Source organism: Arthrobacter jiangjiafuii, assembly GCF_018622995.1.
Lineage (GTDB): Bacteria > Actinomycetota > Actinomycetes > Actinomycetales > Micrococcaceae > Arthrobacter_B > Arthrobacter_B jiangjiafuii.
Genome location: NZ_CP076022.1, coordinates 1807363 through 1828454 on the forward strand (window position 1 = coordinate 1807363; position 21092 = coordinate 1828454).

The window sequence follows — 21092 nt, forward strand, 5'->3', positions numbered from 1 at the left end:
GACGCCACCGTCATGACACCACGGCACGCGGCTGCAGGCAGCCATGCCTGTCGGGGGTGCCGTCCAGCCGGCCCAGCACCGAAAATACGGCAGCGCGCAGCAGCGCTTCGCCCTCGGCGGCAGCGGCCCCCGCGGGGTCACCCAGGATCCCCGAGACCGACACTGCAGCCACCCCGCCGGCCGTCATGGCGGGCATCAGCTCGGCCACCGGGGTGGTGTTGCCGCAGACGGCGCGGCTCAGCTCCACAGTGTCCGGCGCCAGGTGCAGCATCAGCGACGTCTCGGTGCGCCCGGCGTGCGCATCCGCGGCCCCGGCCACACACGGCACCCACGCCGTCCGGTGACCCTCCCGGTTCATCTGCATGACGGCACGGGCCAGCGGCGCAACGTTCCCGCCGTGCGCGTTCACAAACACAATGCGCCGGGCCCAGGTGGACAGCGACCGCACCAGCTCCACCAGCACCGCGTGCAGGGCTTCACTTCCGAGCGAGACCGTTCCCGGAAAATGCTGGTGCTCGCCGCTGGCGCCGTAGGGCAGTGCGGGGGCAACGACGACGGCGGCCCCGTCCTCCCCGCCGAGCCCTGCCAGCTCGGCTGCTACCGCCCGGGCGACGGCCACGGCTATCACTGTGTCGGTGTCCAGCGGCAGATGCGGTCCGTGCTGTTCGGTGGAACCGGTCGGCACCAGCACCGTGGCACCACCGGGGACCTCCGGCCAGGACAAGGCCGAAAGTTCCGACAGCACTCAGTACTCCCGGACCGGCAGGGGATTGCCCAGCGTCCGGGTGAACCCCGGAGGGATCACCAGGTCCTCGGGCACCAGCTCGTGGATGGAGGAACGGCCCAGGCCACGCAGCGCAGAGTCCAGCCCCCCGTGCAGGATGTCCAGCACGTTCTCCACGCCGATCTGGCCGTTCGCTGCCAGCCCCCACAGATAGGCCCGGCCAATCAGCACCGCCCGTGCACCCAGCGCCAGGGCCTTGGCGACGTCGGACCCGCGCCGGATGCCGCCGTCGAGCAGGACTTCCACCTGGTCGCCCACCGCTTCGGCCACCGACGGCAGGATCCGGATGGTTGCCGGTGTGCCGTCGAGGTTGTTCCCGCCGTGGTTCGACACGGAAAGGGCGGTGACGCCGATGTCCACCGCGCGCCGCGCGTCATCGACCCGCGAGACGCCCTTGAGCATGAACGGCCCACCCCAGGCTTCGCGCAGCCAGGCAACATCCTCCCAGGTCGGAGGAGGAGTCTGCATCCACTCCCCATAGGCCCCGAAAAAGGTGGGGGCTTCTCCGCCCGGCGGAGTGAGGTTCGGTGCGGTCAGGTCGGGGATCCGGCCCGACTTGGCGAAGTCCAGCAGCCACCGCGGATGCGGAATCACCTCCGGAGCCAGGCGGGCCATGGCCTTGACCGTCATTTTCTCCGGAATGACCGGGCTGCCCCAATCGCGCCCGTTGGAAAAGGACCAGTCCAGGGTGGAAATCAGGCCGGTGGCACCGGCCGACCGGGCCCGGTCCATCCGCTGCAGCATCGCTTCCCTGGATCCGCTCCAGTACATCTGGAAAAACAGCGGCGCGCCGGCGGCAGCCACCTCTTCCACCGGTTTACTGGCGAACGAGCTCAGGCTCATGACGGTGCCCCGGGCGGCCGCTGCCCGCGCCACCGCCACCTCGCCGTCCGGATGGACCGCCTGCACTCCGGTGGGGGAGATGATGACGGGCAGGGAAATCTGCTGTCCCATGACCGTGGTGGAAAGATCCCGTTTCTCGGTCTGGCCGACCACATGCGGGGCGAAGCCCAGCTCGGAGAAGGCAGTGATGTTGTCCTCCACGGTCACACCGCGCTCGGATCCGGCCACGAGGGCGCCGTACACGGACTTGGGGAGTTTCTGCTTGGCCCTGCGCTGCGCCTCGGCAACGGTTTCAAACCACGGGTTCCTGAACATGGCACTGCCTTTCTTGGGTGAGACTGGAGAGTTCGGTGAGACTGGAAAAGTGGGTCGGCCGGCTGCTCATGTGCTGAAGACCGCGCTGACGGCCGGGGCGACATCCCGGTAGGTGCGGATCGTCCGGGCGGTGCCGCGGCCGGACCGGGCCAGCTCACGGCCGAGGTCGACGTCGGTCTCGGCGCTCGTATCGATCAGGACATCCAGACGGGGCAGCCGGGCAGCCGCTACCCGGGGATCGGGGCCGGCATTGTGGACGCAGTCCGAGAGCAGCAGCACCCGGGCGTCCCGGACCGGGATCCGGGCCAGCTGGCGGTGGGCAAGTTCCAGCGGGAAGCTGATGTTGGTGAGTCCGCGTGCCGGCATCCGCAGCAGCGTGTCCAACAGCTCCATCGGTTTCAGCTCACCTCCCAGGGGCAGCAGCAGGGCCGCATCGGACCAGAAGGCGATGACGGCCAGTGCGTCCTGGTGGAGTTCGGCGGCCAGCGCCCCGACGGCGGCCGCCGCGGTCTGGAGGCGTTCCCCCTTCATGGATCCGGAGACGTCAACGGCCAGCACCACGGAACGCCGGGTGCGGATCCGGTCCCGCACCACAATGTCCTCGTCCTCCGGAACGGGGCGTTCAGCCAGGACCTCCAGTGTCCGGTCCAGATCGATGTCATCGCTTCCCCCTCGGTAGGGGAGGCTGTCCAGTGCACCGCTGCCGCGGCGGGCAGTGGAATCCCGGCGCGGACGAGGCATGGCCAGGCGGGCAGCGATCTGCCGCATCCGGGCCTGCACCGCCGGGTCCACCGGCGCTGCGGAGATGCCGGCGTCAGTCAGCTCGGCGGGCTCATCGGTAAAACCAGGCCGCGACACCCCTGGCGGACGGGCGCCTGCCGGTGGCCGCCGGCCGGCGGACAGCGGCTGAATGACCGCGCCGCCGGATCCGGGCACCGGTTCAAACACCGTGGGTTCCTCGGTGAGCTGCTTCGGCGTACGGCGCAGCGGGGCCCGCGCCGCTGGCGTACGGCTGCTCCGCCGTTCCAGCGGTGAATCGGCTGGGACTTCTCTTCATCCGGGGGCCGCCGCGGCAGGGTTGAGGATGAACCGGTCCTCCCAGATTTCCCGCAGTACCCGTTCGGGCGTGGTTTCGGCAGCTTCGTCCAGATGGATGCGTCCGGAGAGGGAGACCACCATGGCGTCGTAGACCAGGGCGGGATAGCCCGGATCGCCGGCGTCCCGCACCCCGCGCAGGCCTGCCAGCTGCAGGCCGACCAGCACACAGTCAATGGCACCGCGGACGCTGGATCCCTGCCGCACATCCGGATGCTCCCGCGTGGCACGGGTGAGCGCGACGGCGTCGACGGTGAGGTCCCGGCCCAACGGTCCGTCCGCGTCGGTGCGCAGGGTGACAATGCCGCGTTCGGCGTCGTCGTCCTGGTAGCCGATGGCGAGCCGGTTCAGCCGGTCGTGTACGGAGGTGGAGAGCCGCGTGGTGCCCATGTTGTCGTACGGGTTCATCGACGCAATGACCCGGAAGGTGGGCTGCGCGGCGATGCTGCCCACCCGGGGCACGGCGATGGAACGGTCGGCCATGGCGGCGAGCAGGGTATTGAGGGTGTCTTCCGGGGCGCGGTTGAACTCCTCGATGTAGAGGAAACCGCCGGTTTGCATGGCCTCGACCAGCGGTCCGGCGACGAAATTGTCCGCGCTGTAGTCCTCGCGCAACACCCGGGCCGGATTGTGGTGGCCCACCAGCTTCGCGGGCGTGAGGTCCGCGTTGCCTTCGACGAAGAGCAGCGGAATGCCCCACTCATCGGTGATGGCACGGAGCATGGTGGTCTTGCTGGTGCCCGGAGGGCCTTCCAGGACAATGTCCCGGCCGGCGGCGACGGCCGCGAGGGTCAGTTCCAGCTCCCGCTCGCGGCCGACCAGCTTCGCGGCGATCCGGGTCCGGGTCTCCGTTAGATCAGTGGTGTGCACAGGGGTTCCTTTCCGCCCAACCCGGTCAGTGGACGGCCGCGGCCGCGTCCACCGGGATCTGGCCCCCGGAGACGTAGTACGACTGGTCCGAGGCCAGCCAGGCCACCGCATTCGAGACGTGCTCCGGCTCGATCCAGGCCTTGCCCATCGGGTTCAGGCCGGCGAAGGCCGGTTCGGCGTCGTCGGCCTGCGGATCGTCCAGTTCGGGGCGGAACAACTTATAGGTATGGGTGTTCTTCACCATTGGGGTGTCGATGGAGTTGGGATGAATGGTGTTCACCCTGATGCCCAGTGGACCGAGTTCATTGGCCAGCACCTTCATCAGGCCCACGATTGCATGCTTCGTCGTGGTGTAGGCCGCAACGTTGGCCAGTCCCTTGAAACCGGCCAGGGAGGAAATGATGATCACTGATCCTCCCGCTCCCGAGGCAATCAGGTGCTCGGCTGCCGCCTTGTAGGTGTGCCAGACGCCCGTGACGTTGATGTCCATCAGGTCCTGCCAGGATTGCCCGTCGATCTGATGGGTATCGGAGCCGAAGGTGAAGATCCCGGCATTGGCCACCACGATGTCCAGCCGCCCCAGCTGCGCCACCCCCTGATTCACGGCCGTCGTCAACGCGCCGATATCCCGGACATCCGCCTCCACTGCCACAATCCGGCGATCCAAGGCCTCGACCATCCGGACGGTTTCTTTGAGGTCCTCCGGTGTGGACGGCGGATAGAAGTCGGTGACGCTGTCCACCGGCCCGCAGAGGTCGACGGCGATGATGTCGGCGCCTTCCCGGGCCAGTCGCAGCGCGTGGCTGCGTCCCTGGCCCCGTGCGGCTCCGGTAATGAATGCAACTTTTCCTTCAAGGGTTCCCATGGAGACTTCCTTTCTGGTGCAGCGGCTTGCTGCACGGGCAGGTCATTTGAGCAGAACACCCGCGTCGACGGGCAGGGTGACGCCGGTGACGTACCGTGCCTCGTCCGAGGCGAGGAACAGCAGGGCGTTGCTGATATCGGCTGCCTCTACCCATTCGATAGGCAGGGCATTGATGGTGGCGAAGGCTTCGCGGGCATCGTCCTTGGTTGGGTTTTCCAGATCCGGCCGGAACAGGCGGTAAGCGGCGTCATTGAGGATCATGTCCGTGGACACCGTGGTGGGGTGCAGTGAGTTCACCCGGATCATGTTTGGAGCCAGTTCCAGGGCCAGCGTCCGCATAAGCCCGACCACGCCGTGTTTCGCTGCGACATAGTGGCCGATGTTCTCCGAGCCCGTAAGACCGGCTGCGGAGCTGGTCAGGATGATGGATCCGCCGTTGCCTCCGGCCTTCAGGTGCGGAATGGCTGCCTTGGCCGTATGCCACACACCGGTGAGGTTGATGTCCATCATGTCCTGCCAGGACTCTTCACTGAGCTCTTCCGTCCGGCCCAGGGAAAAGATCCCGGCATTGGCGCTGACGATGTCCAGCCGGCCGAGCTGCGCCACGCCCTCGTCCACTGCAGCCTTCAGCCCGTTGTAATCGCGCACATCCGCCTCAACAGCCACGATCCGGCGGTCCAATGCTTCAACCTCTTTGACGGTTTGCTGCAGGTCCTCCGCGGTTGCCATTCCGTAGGGGACGCTGCCAACCTGCCGGCAAATGTCGACCGCGATGATGTCTGCGCCCTCCTGGGCCAGCCGGATGGCGTGGCTTCGGCCCTGCCCCCGCGCTGCTCCGGTAATGAATGCGACTTTTCCTTCTACACGCCCCATCGCGTGCTCCTCTCGGTGGTTGTGGTTCCGCTTTCGGCGGCTACTGCTCCTAGTACTGCGTGTTTCCGGCGTCGACCGTCATCGTCAGCGACGTGACGTACCGTGCCTCGTCCGAGGCAAGGAAGAGGACCGCATTGGAGATATCCACGGGCTCGGTCATCTCCACCGGCAGCAGGTTGGTCATCATGGCCCCAACGCGGGGATGGGCCGCCAGCATTGCGCCCATCTCTGCCATGCCGTCGCCGGATGCCATGGGGGTGTCCACGCCCGTGGGATGGACGGAGTTCACCCGGATATGATGCTCGGCGAGCTCCGTGGCGAACGCATGCATCAGGCCAACCACCCCGTGCTTTGCGGCAACGTACGGTGTCAGGAACGGCAGTCCCTTCAACCCCGCAGCCGAGCTGGTCAGGATGATGGAGCCGCCTCCGGCCGTGACCAGGTGCGGTGCTGCCAGCTGGACGGTATTCCACACTCCGGTGAGGTTGGTGCCCACGGTTTCCTCCCAGATCTCCGGGGTCACCTCGTCCCAGGGCTTCATGATGCAGATTCCGGCATTGGCGACGACGATATCCAGCCTGCCCAGTTCCGCCACTCCGGCATCGACGGCCTGCTGCAGCGCGGCCCGGTCCCTGACGTCGGCCTTGGTGGCGATGATCCGACGGTCCAGGGCCTCCACTTCCTTGACGGTCTGCGCCAGGTCCTCCTCGGTGGCCGAGGGATAGCCGATCCCCGGGATGGTGTCGCAGAGGTCGACGGCGATGATGTCCGCCCCTTCCTGCGCCAGCCGGATAGCGTGGCTGCGGCCCTGTCCCCGGGCTGCCCCGGTAATAAATGCGACTTTTCCTTCTACACGCCCCATGGCGTACCTCCTGGTTAGCGGATAACGGATAACGGATAGCTGTTGGCGAGCGGGACTACTTTGCGGTGGACCCGGCATCGATGGGCAGGGTCACGCCGGTGATGTAGCGGGCCTCGTCCGAGGCGAGGAAGAGGACGGCGTTGGAGATATCCACGGCTTCGACCCAGGGGATGGGCAAGACGTTGAGTGCCTGGAAGCGCTCGCCGATCTGCTCCCGCGTCGGGCTGTCCAAATCAGGTGCGAACAGCTCGTAGATGGTGCTGTTCTGGATCATGTCCGTGTCCACGCCGGTGGGATGGACGGTGTTGACACGGATCATGTCCTGAGCCAGTTCCAGCGCCAGGGTCCGCATCAGCCCGACCACGCCATGCTTGGCCGCCACGTAGTGCGCAGAGTTTTCGATTCCCATCAGCCCTGCGGTGGAGCTGGTCAGGATGATTGACCCGCCGTTGCCGCCGGCCTTCAGATGGGGAATGGCCGCCTTCACGGTGTGCCATACCCCGGTGAGGTTGACGTCAATCATGTCGCCCCATTCGCCGGCCGAGAGTTCCTCCGCACGCCCGAACCCGGCAATTCCAGCGTTACCGCAGACGATGTCCAGCCGGCCCAGCTGCGCGACGCCGTCGTCAACCGCAGCTTTGAGCGCGGCATAATCCCGAACGTCCGCTTCGATGGCCACGATCCGGCGGTCCAGTGCTTCAACTTCCTTTACCGTCTGCTGCAGGTCCTCGGAAGTGGCCATTGGATAGTGCACGGTGTCCATCTGGCTGCAGATGTCGACGGCGATGATGTCGGCACCTTCCTGCGCAAGCCTCAATGCGTGGCTCCGTCCCTGTCCGCGGGCTGCTCCGGTGATGAATGCGACTTTTCCTTCTACACGTCCCATGGTGTGTACCTCTTTCTGGATAGTTGCTTCGTTCGATGCGGGTTAGCTGTTTAGTTGCTGCAGCCGCAGCCGCCGGAACCCGGCGTATCGGGGGAGAACCCGGCCAGCGGGTTTTCCGCGCAGGCGCTGACGGGCGGTTGCTCCACACGGCGCCGGGAAATGGTCACGGGCACCGGACCGGAGCGCGGCCGCGGGGGAGAGGTCCGGTGGGAGTGGTCGACGCCGGAGCGGGGCGCGGCAGCCGTGCGGTTATCCAGCGCCTCGGCGCCCAGGCCGCGGACACATTCGGGGTCCGGACCATCCAGCGGCAGACCGGTGAAGAACTTGGCGGCCATGCAGCCGCCGCGGCACGAATCGTAAAAGGCACAGGATGCGCAGGCTCCGCCGGTTTGCGGGCTGCGCAGTTCGGTGAACAACTCCGAGTGCCGCCACACTTCGGTGAATCCGCCGGGGCTGCGGACGTTGCCGGCGAGGAATTCGTCGGCAATGGCGAACGGGCAGGCGTACACATCGCCGACCGGGTCGATCAGGCACACCACCCTCCCGGCGCCGCACATGTTCAGGCCCGGCAGGGCGCCGCCGTACGCGGAGAGGTGGAAGAACGAGTCGCCGGTCAGGACGTCCTCGCCGTGGGCCACCAGCCAGTCGTAGAGTTCGCGCTGCTGATCGGCGGTGGGATGCAGTTCGTCCCAGACATCGGCGCCGCGGCCTGACGGACGCAGCCGGGTCAGCCGCAGCTGGGCCTTGTACCGGTCGGCGATGGCCTTGAATTCATCGAGTTGCGGGATGTTCTGCCTGGTGCAGACCACGGAGATCTTGAAGCCGGTGAAGCCCGCATCCGCCATGTTCTGCATCGCCCGCATCGCGGTGTCGAAGGATCCGGGACCGCGCACGTGGTCATTGACTTCGGCGGTGGCGCCGTCCAACGAGATCTGCACGTCGACGTAGTCGCTGGCCGCCAGGCGCTGCGCTACCTGCGGAGTGATCTTCACGCCGTTGGTGGAGAACTTCACGCCCACCTGATGCGCCGTCGCGTAGTCCACGAGCTCCCAGAAGTCGGAGCGGACCGTCGGTTCTCCGCCGCCGATATTGACGTAGAACACCTGCATCCGCTGCAGCTCGTCGATGACGGCCTTGCACTCCTCGGTACTCAGTTCTCGAGGATCCCGGCGGCCGGAGCTGGACAGGCAGTGGACGCAGGACAGGTTGCAGGCGTAGGTCAGCTCCCAGGTCAGGCAGATCGGGGCGTCCAGACCGGTCTCGAACAGGTCCACCAGTGTGGTCGGTTTGTGGGTCGCTGCCTGGCGGGCGGGAACATCCTGGATCAGGGTCATGGTTTCCTCTCGATCACCATTGCGGAGGTAGCCAGGGTGCCCAGGGCCTTCTGGTAACGGGCCAGACCCGCGTCGTCGGTGATGCCGGCGGCGGTGCAGGCAGCGCGCGCGGTGGGCTCGGTTCCGAGCTTCCGCACCAGGTCCAGCAGGGTCCGGTCCTTGAGGAAGGACAGCCGGCGGGTTCCGAAGTGGTAGAGCAGGGCTCCGAAGGGCTCGGGGCGGACGGACACCTGGGGATGGAGGCGCCAGGGACGGTTGAGGTCAAAGCTCGGCATGGCCGGCGGTCCTAGTACACGCCGCACATGCCGTCGATGGAGACTTCCTCCACCAGCAGTTCATCGTCAGCGTCCGGCCCCGCGGGGGCGGCAGACGGTGCAGTCATTTCAGTGGCCGGGGGAGTGGCGGTGCGATCCATGGTCATTTTGTGCTCCTTGCGGCAGAAACCGGCGTCGATGGCGATACTCTGTGCGGACGAGGCTAACGGCACCCAGTGCCATTGGGAAGGGGTAGTTTTTGGACACGACGGAAGGGCCATCCGGCCCAGCCAGGAGCGGGCGGAAACCGGTCACCTCCAAGGCCGAGCTCAGCCACGTGGCGCTGGCCCTCTTCCAGCGCGACGGCTTTGACCGGGTCACCGTGGATGACATTGCGGCTGCCGCGGGAATCGGCCGCCGGACGTTCTTCCGCTACTTTCCGTCCAAGAACGACCTCCCCTGGGGGGACTTCGAAGACCTGCTGGCCAGGATGTCCGGCTATCTGCGCGGGCTTCCCGAAGACATGCCGCTGGAAACCGGACTGTGCAGTGCCGTGATCGAGTTCAACCGGTTTCCTGCTTCAGAGGCCCCGTATCACCGGCAACGCATGGAACTGCTGCTGCATGTGCCCACTCTGCTGGCGCACTCAACCCTGCGCTATGCCGCCTGGCGGCAGGTCGTTGCCGCCCATGCCGCCCGGAGGCTGGACGTACCGGTGGACAGCCTGCAGCCCCAGGCCATCGCATGGGCCCTGCTCGGCCTGTGCCTGGCAGCCTATGAACAGTGGCTGCGGTCCGAGGACCTGGTCCTGACCGATGTGCTTTTGCAGTCACTCCAGCTCATCCACGGCGTGCCGGATGAACCCGGCTCCCTGTTCCTTGCGGGCGGGAGCCAGTAGTTTTAAAGGCCACGTGTGAACCGTCTCGAGGGCAGCTGATTCCAGGGATGAGGCGCCATGTCCGAACCTGCACCAGAAGGTGCGCTGGACCGAAACCGCGTCCGGACCCTGATCATGCTCGCCCTGCCGGCCATCCTGATCGGCGTGGTCTCCGCCCTGGTGCTTTTCGCGCTGGATGAACTCAGCCGCCTGCTGCAGCACCTGATCTGGGAGAACCTGCCGCATGCTGTTGGTGCAGATCCCGACGGCGGCTGGTGGATCTTCGGCACCCTGACCCTTACGGGACTCGCCGTCGGGCTCATTGTGCGCTTCGTTCCCGGGCACGCCGGCCCGGATTCGGCGGCGGTGGAACTCGGTGGATCCGCCCTTCCACTGGGCACGGTTCCTGGCGTGGCGGCCGCAGCAGTGCTCGGACTGGCCGGCGGCGTCAGCCTCGGTCCGGAGAATCCGATCATCGCGATCAACACGGCCATCCTCACAGTGCTGATCGGCCGGCTGTTCTCCCGCGTTCCGGCACAGCTGGTCGTGGGACTGACAGTCGCCGGAACTGTGGGGGCGCTGTTCGGGACCCCCGTCGCCGCAGCACTGCTCTTCACCGGACTCGCCGGCTCAATGGCGGGCGGCGGAGCCCTGTTCGACAGGCTCTTCCTGCCGCTCGCCGCCGCCGGGGCGGGGGCGGTGACCATGACCCTGCTGGGCGGAACCCTGCTGACCGTCGGGCTGCCCGCCATGGGCAGCCCTGACGGGTGGGATGTGCTGGCAGGATTCATCATTGCTCCGCTCGCGGCGGGCTTTGCCCTGTTGGGCGTTGGCGTCTTCACCCGGGTTCACCATACGTTCCACCGGCTCGGCAACCCGGTGCTCTTCACGACGCTGGGCGGAGCGCTGCTTGGCCTGCTGGGTGTCATCGGCGGACCGCTGACCCTGTTCAAGGGAGCGGAGGAATCCGCCGCGCTGCTGGCGCAGCGCGGCAGCGAATCGGCCTGGACACTGGTGTTCCTCGCGGCGGTCAAGCTGGTTGCCCTGGTGATCGCCGCAGCGGCCGGCTTCCGCGGGGGCAGGATCTTCCCGGCCGTCTTTGTCGGCGTGGCTGCGGGGCTTGCCGCGGTGGCCTTCGTACCCTCCGTGCCGGTGAGCCTGGCCGTGTCGGCAGCCGTGCTCGGCGTAGTCCTCGCAGTGGCCCGCGACGGCTGGATGGCCCTGTTCATCGCGGTCCTTATTACGGGGGACGTGAGCGTAACGGCAGTACTCTGCCTGGCAGTACTGCCGGCCTGGCTGGTGGTCACCAATGCTCCGCACATGCTGGCAGCGCCCGACGGCGGCACCGCCTCTCGTCCTGCCTAGGCAGGGAATCTCCCTGTTCGATTGAAAAGCGTGCATTGTTGGGTACCCTTATGCGCAAATGCTTCCTGCGGTCCCCGCGCTGCGAGGCAGCTAGTGATGAAGCAGGGGCAGAGCCCAATCATCTTTGGATTGGGAAAGAGAAATGCCTGTGCAGCTCTATTGCACAGCCCCACTTCCGCTAAACTGTTTTGGGGGGTGGTCCAAAATACTATGAATGAGGAAAAAGCCCCGTGGCTCAGAAAAGACAAGTTCTCCTGATTGACGACCTAACCGGTGAAGACGCACAGGAAACTGTGAAGTTGGCGCTGGACGGCGCACAATACGAAATCGATCTGACGGCCGACCATGCCGCGGAACTCCGCGGGAGACTGGAACCGTATCTCTCCAATGCCAGGCGTTTGCGCGGCGGCTCAACCGGCCGTGCTGCGAAACGGGAAACGGTTCCCCGCAGCGGCGAGAGCCGGAAAATCCGTGAATGGGCGGTAGCCAATGGCTTCCAGCCCAGCGCACGGGGGCGGATCAGCCAGGAAATCCGCGAAGCGTACAGCTCCGCCCAAAAGTAATCCCCGCCCTTCTTTCCTGCCTGGCACAGCGGGAAGGATCCGGGCAACTGGTACCGGGCGCAGGGGGGCGCCTGACCACCGGTATGAGATCTTCCGGGTTTACTCTTACCCCGCCTGGCGGGGGCGTCTGCGCCAGATGCGCGTCTCCTGCCTCGCCATATTTCGACGCCCCGGCTTCATATTTCGTGCCGCTGGAGTTTTGCTGCCGACGGGCGCATGCTGGTTTTTCGTCCCGCAACTACCCATCCAGAGCAGCTGAGAGACCTGCCTCCGTGACGCTGCAGCTTCCCCCGGACATTCCTTCCGGAAAGGTGCTAATGGCAGGACCGATGGAAGGAATACACCATGACGTTCGACCAGATTTCCACCACCCATGCCGGTTCGCTGCCCCGGACACCGGAACTCATAAGCGCCAATGCAGCCCGGACCTTCGCCGACGATGGTTTTACCCTCGAACGCACCCCGGAGTTTGAACTGCTTCTGACCGACGCGGTAATTGACCTGGTGCAGCGCCAAAAGAGCCTCGGCATTACCATTCCCGGCGATGGGGAGTACGGCAAGGCCATGTCCAGCCCGGTGGACTACGGGGCATGGTGGACCTACAGCTTCCAACGCACGGCGGGCCTGGAGCTGACTGACTTTAATCCCATCACTACCGGACCCGTTCGCAGCGAAGCCGGGAATATCCGGCTGACCTCTTTTGCAGACCGCCGCGACTGGACCCGATTTGCAGCTGCCTATTCCGATCCGGAAAGCGGGATCCAACTGGGCCGCAATGCCACGGCCTTTCCCACGGCCACCGGACCCATCACTTACACCGGCCACGATGCCCTGGCTACAGACATCGCAAACCTCAAGGCCGGGCTGGCGGCTGCCGACCTGCCCACCGGCTTCATCACGGCGCTGTCCCCGGGATCGGCCAGCCGGATCGGCAACGACTATTACAAGAGCGAAGAGGAGTTCATTTACGCCTGGGCAGATGTCCTGCGTGAGGAATACAAGGCCATCACGGACGCAGGGCTGACGGTTCAGATCGATGACCCCTCGATCGCCGAGAACTGGGACCAGATCAATCCCGAACCCAGCGTCGAGGACTACCGGCGCTTCACGCAGATCCGGATCGACGCCCTGAACTACGCACTGCGGGGGATCCCGCAGGAGCAGGTCCGGTTCCATGTCTGCTGGGGATCCTGGCATGGTCCGCACACCACCGACATCGAGTTCGCCAATATCGTGGATCTCGTGCTGGGGATCAACGCCGGTTTCTACGCCTTCGAAGCCGGCAACGCGCGGCACGAGCACGAGTGGACGATCTGGCGGGACGTGGCGCTGCCGGAGGGGAAGGTCCTCGTTCCGGGCGTGGTGTCCCACGCGACCAATGTGGTGGAACATCCTGAACTTGTGGCCCAGCGGATAGAGCGCTTTGCCGGGCTTGTGGGCAGCGGGAATGTCATTGCCGGCACCGATTGCGGCCTGGGTGGACGGCTGCATCCGGACATCGCATTTGCCAAGCTGGAATCACTGGGCCGCGGCGCCGAGATCGCTGCCAGCCGTCTCTTCACCGGATCACGGCACTGAACTGACGTCCGCGCCGGTTCTCCGCAGCGATGCGGCCTCCGTCCTGATACCCCTTTGCCCGCACCCTTGACGGAGGCCGTCAGCGCCCGCATACTCGGTTACTAAACGATCATTTACCCAACGGAGCCGAGATGACTACCACCACGCAGCCCCTTCCCTTTACCTTTGATCCGGCCGCCGGGAACGACGTCGACAGCGACTTGTACCTGCTCGACAACCTCCTCGATGACCAGGCCAGGGACGTCCAGGCGCGGGTGCGGGCGTTTGTGGACAACGACCTGCTGCCGGTCATCAACGACTATTGGGAGCGGGCCGAGGTTCCCTACGAACTGATCCCCAAACTGGCCGCGCTGAACATCGCCGGCGGCACCATCCAGGGTTACGGCTGCCCCGGCCTGACCCGGCTGGCCGCATCCACCGCGGCAGCAGAACTCGCCCGCGGCGACGGTTCCATCAACACCTTCTTCGGCGTGCATTCCGGCCTGGCCATGGGCAGCATCGACATGCTCGGCAGCGAAGAGCAGAAGCAGCGGTGGCTGCCCGCCATGGCCCGGTTCGACAAAATCGGCGCCTTTGCCCTGACCGAACCCAGCCACGGCTCCGATTCCGTCTCGTTGGAAACCACCGCCCGCCGCGAAGGGGAGACCTACGTCCTCAACGGCAGCAAGCGCTGGATCGGAAACGCAAGCTTCGCCGACGTCGTCATCATCTTTGCCCGCGATGAAGCCGACGACTCGGTCAAGGGATTCGTGATGGAAAAGGATGCCAACGGCAACCACCCGGCCGGTTACAACGCCACGGTCATTACCGGGAAGATGGGCAAGCGTGCCGTGCTGCAGCCGAACATCGTGATCGAGGACCTGAGGATTCCCGCAGAAAACCGGCTGGAAAACTGCAGCTCCTTCAAGGACGTCAACAAGGTCCTGGCTGCCACGCGCGGAGGAGTCGCCTGGGAGGCGCTGGGGCACGCGGTGGCCGCGTACGAGATTGCGGTGGCGTACGCCAAGACACGCGTGCAGTTCGGCAAGGAGATCGGCCGGTTCCAGCTGGTGCAGAACAAGCTGGCCAACATGCTGGCCCAGCTCACCGCCATCAAGCTGACCTGCTTCCGGTTGAACCAGCTCGCGGACGAGGGTGCCATGACCAGTCCGATGGCGTCGATGGCGAAAATGTTTGCCGCCCGCCAGGGCCGTTGGATCTGCTCCGAGGCACGGGACATCATGGGCGGGAACGGCCTGCTCCTGGAGAACCATGTGGCCCGGCACCTCACTGATATGGAGGTTGTCTTCACCTACGAGGGCACCGATACGATGCAGTCGCTGATCCTTGGGCGGCACATCACCGGGTTCTCGGCGTTCGCCTAACCCACGGGGGAGGGGCCCGGCAACGCGGGAAGGGCTAGCGGACCCCGAGCAGGCGCAGCGCCATCTGGCTGTGGTGTTCTCCGATTTCCTCAGCGCTGAGCCGGCCGTTGCCGCGGTACCACCGGCCGACGTCAATACACATCGAGAGCAGGGTAACCACGGCCATGTTGGAGTCGGGCACATCGAAAACGCCCTGCTTCAGTCCGTCCTCCACAACCTGGCGGAACTCGTCCTCGACCTGGTGCCGCATCCTCAGGACATCTGCCCGGTGCTCATCGGAGAGGGCCGGCAGCTCGAAGTTCACCACATGGGACCGGGTGTGGTTGGCTGCCTGCCACTGGGCCAGGTTGCGCACCAGCGCCGTTATCTGCTCCACCGGTTCGTCGGCGGAGGCGGCGCTGCTGCGCACCAGTTCCAAGGTGCGCTCGTGGCCCACCTTCGAAATGCTGTACAACAGGTCTTCCTTGGACTTGTGGTGGACGTACACCGCACCGGGGGTGACACCGGCGCCCGTGGCGATGTCCCGCGTCGTCGTCCCGTGGAATCCCTTGGCCGCGAAGGCCGCGGTTGCAGAGTCCAACAGCCGTTGGGCGGTATCGGTCATAGGTTTGTGCTCCATCCGGGGTGCTGACTAAGCGATCAGTCAAAGCGTAACAGCGGCGGATAACACGGTATGCCGGTTACCTCACCCGCTGCGCCATCACCCGTCCGGTATGTTCGGCGGCAGGGTCCATGACCTCGGGCCACTGCGCCGTCATCATGAACAGCAGGCCACCGTCGTCGCCCCCTGCCGCGCAGGAAAAGCAGCCCTGTTCCAGCTCCACCGTGTCCAGCACCGTGCCGCCCTGGTCAACCCGGACACAACGTTCCCCGGGCACTTCGGCAAACCAGATCCCGCCGGTTCCGTCCCAGCAAATGCCGTCCGGCGCGCTGCCCGCCACCCCGGCCCAGAGCTGCCCGGGTTCCAGCCCGCCGTCGTCGCGCACCTGGAACGAGGTCAGGCGTCCGGCATTGGACTCCGCCACCACCAGGGTGCTGCCGTCCTCCGAGACGAGCATGCCGTTGGGGAAGGCCAGCCCGTCGGCCACCTTCTCGATGGTTCCGTCGGTGCGGATGACGGCGATAACACCGTTGTCCGCCGGTTCACCGGAGTAGTCGTAGCCGATGCCGTTCACATAGACGTTGCCCGAGGGATGGACGGCGATCTCATTCCACGGGAACTCGGAAATGCCGCGTAAATCCGCCACCGGAACCAAACCGGCGTTCGGCACCTCGAGCAGGACGGTGGCATCGGCTCCGGAGACCACGGTCATCCGGCCGTCCGGCAGCCAGTCAAAAGCGATGGGAAACGTTGGAACAGATGCCACGCGCCGAACGTTTCCCGCGCTATCCAACGCCGAAATGGTGCCTGCAATCCAGTCGGCGAAGTACAGTTCACCACCATGCCAGCGGGCTGACTCACCCATTCCGAGGCCGGTGAGCAATGTTGTCGCCTCAGTCATCGCGGGCACCTCTTTCCTGTGCAGAAGCGGGGTTTCCGGGTTGGACCCGGAGTGTTCGGGTATTTCCTGCGGTTTCAGTATGCAACTGCCACCGCGTCCGGGAACAGGGTTGGCGGTTTTCGACGGAACGGAGCGGCGGCGGGCAGCGGATAAGATGAGTGGCTGGCCGGCACCATTGCACGCCGGCACGTTTCCAGGCCGGAACATTTCTGTACGGCACTGATTCGCCACAGCATTGACATCAACACAGCATTCACATCAACACAGAGGACACCCCGTATGAGCCTGATCCGGCTGCAGGACGTCAACGTCGGCTTCGACAAGACACCGATCCTGCGCGAGGCCTTCTTCCGCCTGGAACCGAAGGACCGGGTGGGGCTGATCGGCAAGAACGGTTCGGGCAAGTCAACACTGCTGAAGCTGATCCTTGAACAGGTTGTTCCCGATTCCGGCACTGTCACCCTGGATCAGGGCCTGAAGATCGGCTACTTCTCGCAGTTCTCCGAGCTGAACGGGGAGTCGACGATCACCGAGGTGCTTGACGCCCTGTTCGTCGAAATCAAGGCCGTCGAAGCCGAACTGGCCTCCATAGACGAGACCATCGCCGCGGATCCGGAGCCCAAGGTGCTGGATAAGCTGATCAACCGGCAGGCTGAACTGTTCGAGGCCATGGACCGGCTCGACGGCTGGGACTATCCACGCCGCATCGACGCAGCGCTGACCACCCTCGGGTTCAGCGAAGCGCACCGCGTCTGCCCCATCGACGCCCTCTCCGGCGGCTGGCGCAACCGTGCGGCCCTGGCCAAGATCCTGCTCGAGGCTCCGGACGTTCTGCTGCTCGATGAGCCCACCAACTACCTTGACGTGGCCGGCGTGGAGTGGCTGGAAACCTGGTTCCGCGACTTCCGCGGCGCCGCCGTCGTCGTCTCCCACGACCGGAAGTTCCTGGACGCCGTGGTGACCCGCATCATCGAGGTGGAGAACTACCACCTGCATGAATACCCCGGGAACTTCGCCGAATACGTGATCCAGAAGCAGTTCCGGCTTAAGGCGCTGGAGTCCCAGTTTGTGCATGAGTCCGAGCTGCTCGCCTTCGAAGCCGAGGGCATTTCGGACCGGCGCGAGGCAGCCAAGGCTGGCAGCGGTGCCCTGGACGGCAAGCTCGCCAAGATCAAGAAGGCCCGCGCCCCGCGGCCCGTGGACCAGATTATTACCGAGATCTACGGCGGCCTGCACGTCAAGGACAACCTGTGCCGGGTGGAGTCGCTGGAAAAGTCCTACGGCGAGAAGACCCTGTTCAGCGGATTGAGCTTCGAGATCCGGCGCGGTGACCGCCTGGTGGTCCTGGGCTCGAACGGCAGCGGCAAGACCACGCTGCTGCGCGTCCTGACGGGTGAGGAGAAGGCCGACGCCGGCAAGGTCGCCTGGGCGAACGGGGCCAGGATGGTCTCCTACAACCAGGTCCTGGCAGAGCTCGACGACGCCGACACCGTCACCCACGCCGTCAACGCGATGCCTGATTCCCTGGCCCTGACTGCCACCAAGAAGTCGGTCAACCGGTTCCTGACCATGTTCCAGTTCTCCGAAGCGGACCTGAAGCAGAAGATCGGCAATCTCTCCGGTGGCCAGAAAGCCCGCGTGGCAATGGCCCAGTGCCTGCTGTCCGGCGCCTCCGTACTGCTGCTCGATGAGCCCACCAACCACCTTGACCTTTCCAGCACCCAGGTGATGGAACGGGCGCTGCTGCACTTCCCGGGAGCCGTGGTGGTGGTCAGCCATGACCGCTTCTTCACCGACAAGATCGCCAACCGGCATCTGGTGTTCGGCGCCGACGGCGCGGCCCCCGGCGAGATCGACCTCCGGGTCGCCTAGCAGTTTCAGGGCCTGCGGGTTGCCTGCACAACGACGTCGGCCAGGACATGGGCGCGTCCGTCCGGTCCGGTGAGGGTGCGGTCCTGCTCCTGCGCAACCTGGATGGCCCAGTCCTCCGGGTCGAGGATGCGCTGGATGTCGCCCAGGGTGACGGTGGCCTCCGCCGGGGGATGCCCGCTGCCCTCGTCGGAGCCGGTTAGGGCTGCCTCGTGTCCGCCGCCGTGAGCCTCGTGTCCGGTGCCGTGTCCGACAATCAGCAGCGTTCCCCCGGGAGCCACCCAGTCCAGGATCCGCTCGTAGAACGCCAGCTGCGGCATCGCGGGGTGGGCGTAGTTGGTGATGACGAGGTCGAACCGCCGGCCCGGCTCCCAGGACACCAGGTCGGCCTGGATCCAGCTGATCCGGCCTCCCGGGACAGCCTGTCCGACGGCGCGTTCAGCGGCCTGGGCCAGCGCCGTGTCCGAAATGTCGGCTCCGGTGACGTGCCAGCCGCGGCCGGCCAACCACACTGCCTCGGCACCCGTTCCACAGCCGGCATCCAGTGCGGTGCCCGGGGCCAATGCCGCCGCCGCCCGGACAAGGTAGGGATTCGGCACACTGCCTGCCACTGCTGCTTCAGCCGCCGGGGTCGCCGCCGGGGTCACCTCCGAGGGAGCCTGTTCCCAGTGCTGCTCCCAATACTGTCTGTCGAAACTGTGGGTCGGAACGTCGTCGTGTGGATGGTCGTGCATGGTTCCCTCGTTTCGTTCCAGAGTCGACGCACGGTGTTGATGCTTCCGCCGGGCCCGGTGTTGCCCCTACATGTTACGGCCCGGCCGCCTGCAGGGGTCCGCCTCATCATGGCTGCGGCGGCGCAGCCACCGCCGTCGTCGTGAACTGCCGGCCGTCGTCGTAAAGCCCTCCACCCGCCGTGAAATGACCCACAATGAGGCGGCTGCAGGCCCTGAATCTGCAGGCTCAGGGAGGCAAATGCGGTAATAGGGCAAGAAAATGAGAGAATAAGGGATGTCCATAGGTTTTGGACGACTCTGCCCGTGTGGGCTCGACGCCGCTGAAGCATCCAAAGGGGATCAAAGCGGTGGCAGCCCGGTGGCCCAGGATGCGCGTATCTGCGCGCGGGTCCGGGGGAGTCGGCTCCGGAACGGACCCTTGACCTCCTGGTGCAGCGGCGAAAAGCTGCAGCACCCCCGTAGTAAATCCGTACCCGACGAAAGAAACTTCATCCGTGAATAGAACAGCTGCCGCACTAAAAGCCCCCCGGGAACTCGCCAAAGGAACCATGCGCATCGTTGCGCTGGGCGGCATTGGCGAAATCGGCAGGAACATGACCGTCTTCGAATTCGACGGCAAGCTGCTGATCGTTGACTGCGGTGTGCTTTTCCCCGAGGAAATCCACCCCGGCGTCAACCTGATCCTGCCCGACTTCTCCTACATCCGTGACCGCCTGCACGACGTCGTGGGCGTCGTACTGACCCACGGCCACGAGGACCACATCGGCGGCATTCCCTACCTGCTGCGCGAGCGTGCGGACATTCCCCTGATCGGCTCCAAGCTGACCCTGGCGTTTATTGAAGCCAAGCTCAAGGAACACCGCATCACCCCGAAGCTGATCCAGGTCAAGGAAGGCGACCGCCGCACCATGGGCGGATTCGACCTCGAATTCGTGGCCGTCAACCACTCCATCCCTGACAGCCTCGCCGTCGCCATCCGCACCCCGGCCGGCATGGTCCTGCACACCGGTGACTTCAAGATGGACCAGTTCCCGCTGGACCGCCGCATCACCGACCTGGCCGGTTTCGCCCGCCTTGGCGCCGAAGGCGTGGACCTGTTCCTCACCGACTCCACCAACGCCGACGTTCCGGGCTTCATGGCTTCCGAAAAGGAACTTGCTCCCGCCATCGACCAGGTGTTCCGCACCGCGCCGCGCCGGATCATCGTCTCCAGCTTCGCCAGCCACATCCACCGCATCCAGCAGGTCATCGACGCCGCCGACCGCTACAAGCGCAAGGTTGCCTTCGTGGGCCGGTCGATGATCCGGAACATGACCATCGCCGAGGAACTGGGCTACCTGAATATCCCCAAGGGCCTCCTGGTGGACTTCAAGGCGCTCCAGCGCTCCGATGATCCCAAGGTGGTACTGATCTGCACCGGTTCGCAGGGCGAGCCGCTGGCCGCGCTGTCCCGCATGGCCAACAAGGACCACCCGATCCGCATCCAGGAAAACGACACCGTGCTGCTGGCCAGCTCGCTGATCCCGGGCAACGAGAACGCCATCTACGGCGTCATCAACGCCCTGACGCAGCTGGGCGCCAACGTGGTCCACAAGGGCAACGCCAAGGTCCATGTCTCCGGCCACGCCAGCGCCGGTGAACTGGCCTACTGCTACAACATCGTCAAGCCGCGCAACGTTATGCCGGTCCACGGCGAATGGCGCCATCTGAGGGCCAACGCAGCGATCGCCGTCGCCACGGGCATGGACCCGCGCGACGTCGTCATTGCAGAAGACGGCGTGACCGTTGACCTGCGCCGCGGCCGGGCTTCGATTTCCGGCAAGATCCCCGTGGGCCTGGTCTTCGTGGACGGCGACAGCGTCGGCCACACCACCGAGGATGACCTCAAGGAGCGCCTGCAGCTCTCCGAACAGGGCTCCGTTGTGGTCCTGGCCCTCATCGATCCGGACACCAACACGGTTGCCGAGCCGCCGGAGTTCTTCATCAAGGGCTTCGCCTGCAGCGACAGCGATGTCAAGAAGGCCGAGGCCGTCGTCGAAAAGGCGATCAATGATGCAGCGTCCGGCCGCGGCCGCAAGGAAGACCCCGAGGCCATCATTGAGCGCGCCACCGCCAACTGGATGCGCCGCTTCTACAACCGCACCCCGGCTGTCACCGCCATTGTTGTGGATGCCTAAAGCACCCGTGCATGGCTAGAGCGGCTGCCGGGGGATAGCCCCGCAGCCGCACAGGGAGGAGCCGACGTCGGAAGTACGACGT

The 21092-nt window shown here is 65.6% G+C and carries 21 protein-coding genes and 1 riboswitch; of the genes, 7 read left to right on the top strand and 14 right to left on the bottom strand.

What is annotated here, in order from left to right; genetic code table 11:
* Nucleotides 1-10: 10 nt before the first annotated feature.
* From mftE to mftA, 11 genes are all read right to left on the bottom strand, one after another.
* Complete coding sequence (mftE, locus tag KKR91_RS08555) at nt 11-745, bottom strand: mycofactocin biosynthesis peptidyl-dipeptidase MftE (protein WP_210228663.1); 735 nt, start codon at nt 743-745, stop codon at nt 11-13.
* Nucleotides 746-1942 carry a pre-mycofactocin synthase MftD gene (mftD, locus tag KKR91_RS08560; protein WP_210228665.1) on the bottom strand — a complete coding sequence of 399 codons (1197 nt, stop codon included), beginning with the start codon at nt 1940-1942 and terminating at the stop codon, nt 746-748.
* A gap of 66 nt (nt 1943-2008) precedes the next feature.
* Nucleotides 2009-2890, bottom strand: a complete 882-nt coding sequence (locus tag KKR91_RS08565; protein ID WP_210228668.1) for a vWA domain-containing protein — start codon at nt 2888-2890, stop codon at nt 2009-2011.
* Nucleotides 2891-2995: 105 nt separating this feature from the next.
* Nucleotides 2996-3907: an AAA family ATPase gene (locus KKR91_RS08570; protein WP_210228670.1), complete on the bottom strand. Its 912-nt coding sequence runs from the start codon at nt 3905-3907 to the stop codon at nt 2996-2998.
* Between the two features lie 25 nt (nt 3908-3932).
* Nucleotides 3933-4772, bottom strand: coding sequence for a mycofactocin-coupled SDR family oxidoreductase (locus KKR91_RS08575; protein ID WP_210228672.1), 840 nt, complete (start codon nt 4770-4772; stop codon nt 3933-3935).
* Between the two features lie 42 nt (nt 4773-4814).
* On the bottom strand, nt 4815-5645 hold the full coding sequence (locus KKR91_RS08580; RefSeq protein WP_210228674.1) for a mycofactocin-coupled SDR family oxidoreductase: 831 nt from the start codon (nt 5643-5645) through the stop codon (nt 4815-4817).
* A gap of 49 nt (nt 5646-5694) precedes the next feature.
* On the bottom strand, nt 5695-6507 hold the full coding sequence (locus KKR91_RS08585) for a mycofactocin-coupled SDR family oxidoreductase (RefSeq protein WP_210228676.1): 813 nt from the start codon (nt 6505-6507) through the stop codon (nt 5695-5697).
* Nucleotides 6508-6562: 55 nt separating this feature from the next.
* Nucleotides 6563-7393, bottom strand: a complete 831-nt coding sequence (locus tag KKR91_RS08590; RefSeq protein ID WP_210228678.1) for a mycofactocin-coupled SDR family oxidoreductase — start codon at nt 7391-7393, stop codon at nt 6563-6565.
* Between the two features lie 50 nt (nt 7394-7443).
* Nucleotides 7444-8727 (bottom strand): mycofactocin radical SAM maturase, encoded by a 1284-nt coding sequence (gene mftC, locus KKR91_RS08595; protein WP_210228680.1) that lies wholly within the window; start codon nt 8725-8727, stop codon nt 7444-7446.
* Nucleotides 8724-9002 carry a mycofactocin biosynthesis chaperone MftB gene (gene mftB / locus KKR91_RS08600; protein WP_210228683.1) on the bottom strand — a complete coding sequence of 93 codons (279 nt, stop codon included), beginning with the start codon at nt 9000-9002 and terminating at the stop codon, nt 8724-8726. The genes mftC and mftB overlap by 4 nt, the downstream gene beginning before the upstream one ends.
* A gap of 11 nt (nt 9003-9013) precedes the next feature.
* On the bottom strand, nt 9014-9148 hold the full coding sequence (gene mftA / locus KKR91_RS08605) for a mycofactocin precursor MftA (RefSeq protein WP_210228684.1): 135 nt from the start codon (nt 9146-9148) through the stop codon (nt 9014-9016).
* Between the two features lie 92 nt (nt 9149-9240).
* Here mftA and mftR point away from each other — a divergent pair, with 92 nt between their 5' ends.
* The 5 genes from mftR (at nt 9241) to KKR91_RS08630 (ending at nt 14728) form a co-directional block, all read left to right on the top strand.
* Nucleotides 9241-9879, top strand: coding sequence for a mycofactocin system transcriptional regulator (mftR, locus tag KKR91_RS08610; protein WP_210228686.1), 639 nt, complete (start codon nt 9241-9243; stop codon nt 9877-9879).
* Between the two features lie 57 nt (nt 9880-9936).
* On the top strand, nt 9937-11223 hold the full coding sequence (locus KKR91_RS08615) for an ion channel protein (protein ID WP_210228688.1): 1287 nt from the start codon (nt 9937-9939) through the stop codon (nt 11221-11223).
* A 230-nt stretch (nt 11224-11453) separates the two neighbouring features.
* Nucleotides 11454-11786 carry a histone-like nucleoid-structuring protein Lsr2 gene (locus KKR91_RS08620; RefSeq protein ID WP_210228690.1) on the top strand — a complete coding sequence of 111 codons (333 nt, stop codon included), beginning with the start codon at nt 11454-11456 and terminating at the stop codon, nt 11784-11786.
* 239 nt (nt 11787-12025) lie between these two features.
* Nucleotides 12026-12122, top strand: a riboswitch (SAM riboswitch).
* A gap of 9 nt (nt 12123-12131) precedes the next feature.
* A complete protein-coding gene (locus tag KKR91_RS08625) occupies nt 12132-13364 on the top strand; it encodes a cobalamin-independent methionine synthase II family protein (protein WP_210228692.1) in 1233 nt (410 codons plus the stop codon).
* 131 nt (nt 13365-13495) lie between these two features.
* A complete protein-coding gene (locus tag KKR91_RS08630; protein ID WP_210228694.1) occupies nt 13496-14728 on the top strand; it encodes an acyl-CoA dehydrogenase family protein in 1233 nt (410 codons plus the stop codon).
* 34 nt (nt 14729-14762) lie between these two features.
* Here the strand turns inward: KKR91_RS08630 and KKR91_RS08635 are convergent, their stop codons facing one another.
* Both KKR91_RS08635 and KKR91_RS08640 read right to left on the bottom strand, forming a co-directional pair.
* On the bottom strand, nt 14763-15332 hold the full coding sequence (locus tag KKR91_RS08635; protein ID WP_210228696.1) for a TetR/AcrR family transcriptional regulator: 570 nt from the start codon (nt 15330-15332) through the stop codon (nt 14763-14765).
* 76 nt (nt 15333-15408) lie between these two features.
* On the bottom strand, nt 15409-16230 hold the full coding sequence (locus KKR91_RS08640) for an SMP-30/gluconolactonase/LRE family protein (RefSeq protein ID WP_210228697.1): 822 nt from the start codon (nt 16228-16230) through the stop codon (nt 15409-15411).
* Nucleotides 16231-16509: 279 nt separating this feature from the next.
* On the opposite strand from KKR91_RS08640, the gene KKR91_RS08645 reads away from it, so the two are divergent.
* Complete coding sequence (locus KKR91_RS08645) at nt 16510-18102, top strand: ABC-F family ATP-binding cassette domain-containing protein (protein ID WP_210228699.1); 1593 nt, start codon at nt 16510-16512, stop codon at nt 18100-18102.
* A gap of 5 nt (nt 18103-18107) precedes the next feature.
* Here the strand turns inward: KKR91_RS08645 and KKR91_RS08650 are convergent, their stop codons facing one another.
* Nucleotides 18108-18833 carry a class I SAM-dependent methyltransferase gene (locus KKR91_RS08650; protein ID WP_210228701.1) on the bottom strand — a complete coding sequence of 242 codons (726 nt, stop codon included), beginning with the start codon at nt 18831-18833 and terminating at the stop codon, nt 18108-18110.
* Between the two features lie 548 nt (nt 18834-19381).
* Here KKR91_RS08650 and KKR91_RS08655 point away from each other — a divergent pair.
* Nucleotides 19382-21010: a ribonuclease J gene (locus tag KKR91_RS08655; RefSeq protein WP_210229714.1), complete on the top strand. Its 1629-nt coding sequence runs from the start codon at nt 19382-19384 to the stop codon at nt 21008-21010.
* The last annotated feature ends 82 nt before the right edge of the window (nt 21011-21092 follow it).

Excerpts from the sequence above, each read along its gene's own strand:
- mftD (WP_210228665.1), bottom strand. The coding sequence starts at position 1,942 with ATGTTCAGGAACCCGTGGTTTGAAACCGTTGCCGAGGCGCAGCGCAGG.
- KKR91_RS08575 (WP_210228672.1), bottom strand. The coding sequence starts at position 4,772 with ATGGGAACCCTTGAAGGAAAAGTTGCATTCATTACCGGAGCCGCACGG.
- KKR91_RS08580 (WP_210228674.1), bottom strand. The coding sequence starts at position 5,645 with ATGGGGCGTGTAGAAGGAAAAGTCGCATTCATTACCGGAGCAGCGCGG.
- KKR91_RS08585 (WP_210228676.1), bottom strand. The coding sequence starts at position 6,507 with ATGGGGCGTGTAGAAGGAAAAGTCGCATTTATTACCGGGGCAGCCCGG.
- KKR91_RS08590 (WP_210228678.1), bottom strand. The coding sequence starts at position 7,393 with ATGGGACGTGTAGAAGGAAAAGTCGCATTCATCACCGGAGCAGCCCGC.
- mftC (WP_210228680.1), bottom strand. The coding sequence starts at position 8,727 with ATGACCCTGATCCAGGATGTTCCCGCCCGCCAGGCAGCGACCCACAAA.
- mftB (WP_210228683.1), bottom strand. The coding sequence starts at position 9,002 with ATGCCGAGCTTTGACCTCAACCGTCCCTGGCGCCTCCATCCCCAGGTG.
- mftA (WP_210228684.1), bottom strand. The coding sequence starts at position 9,148 with ATGACCATGGATCGCACCGCCACTCCCCCGGCCACTGAAATGACTGCA.
- KKR91_RS08615 (WP_210228688.1), top strand. The coding sequence starts at position 9,937 with ATGTCCGAACCTGCACCAGAAGGTGCGCTGGACCGAAACCGCGTCCGG.
- KKR91_RS08625 (WP_210228692.1), top strand. The coding sequence starts at position 12,132 with ATGACGTTCGACCAGATTTCCACCACCCATGCCGGTTCGCTGCCCCGG.
- KKR91_RS08630 (WP_210228694.1), top strand. The coding sequence starts at position 13,496 with ATGACTACCACCACGCAGCCCCTTCCCTTTACCTTTGATCCGGCCGCC.
- KKR91_RS08635 (WP_210228696.1), bottom strand. The coding sequence starts at position 15,332 with ATGACCGATACCGCCCAACGGCTGTTGGACTCTGCAACCGCGGCCTTC.
- KKR91_RS08640 (WP_210228697.1), bottom strand. The coding sequence starts at position 16,230 with ATGACTGAGGCGACAACATTGCTCACCGGCCTCGGAATGGGTGAGTCA.
- KKR91_RS08645 (WP_210228699.1), top strand. The coding sequence starts at position 16,510 with ATGAGCCTGATCCGGCTGCAGGACGTCAACGTCGGCTTCGACAAGACA.
- KKR91_RS08650 (WP_210228701.1), bottom strand. The coding sequence starts at position 18,833 with ATGCACGACCATCCACACGACGACGTTCCGACCCACAGTTTCGACAGA.
- KKR91_RS08655 (WP_210229714.1), top strand. The coding sequence starts at position 19,382 with ATGCGCATCGTTGCGCTGGGCGGCATTGGCGAAATCGGCAGGAACATG.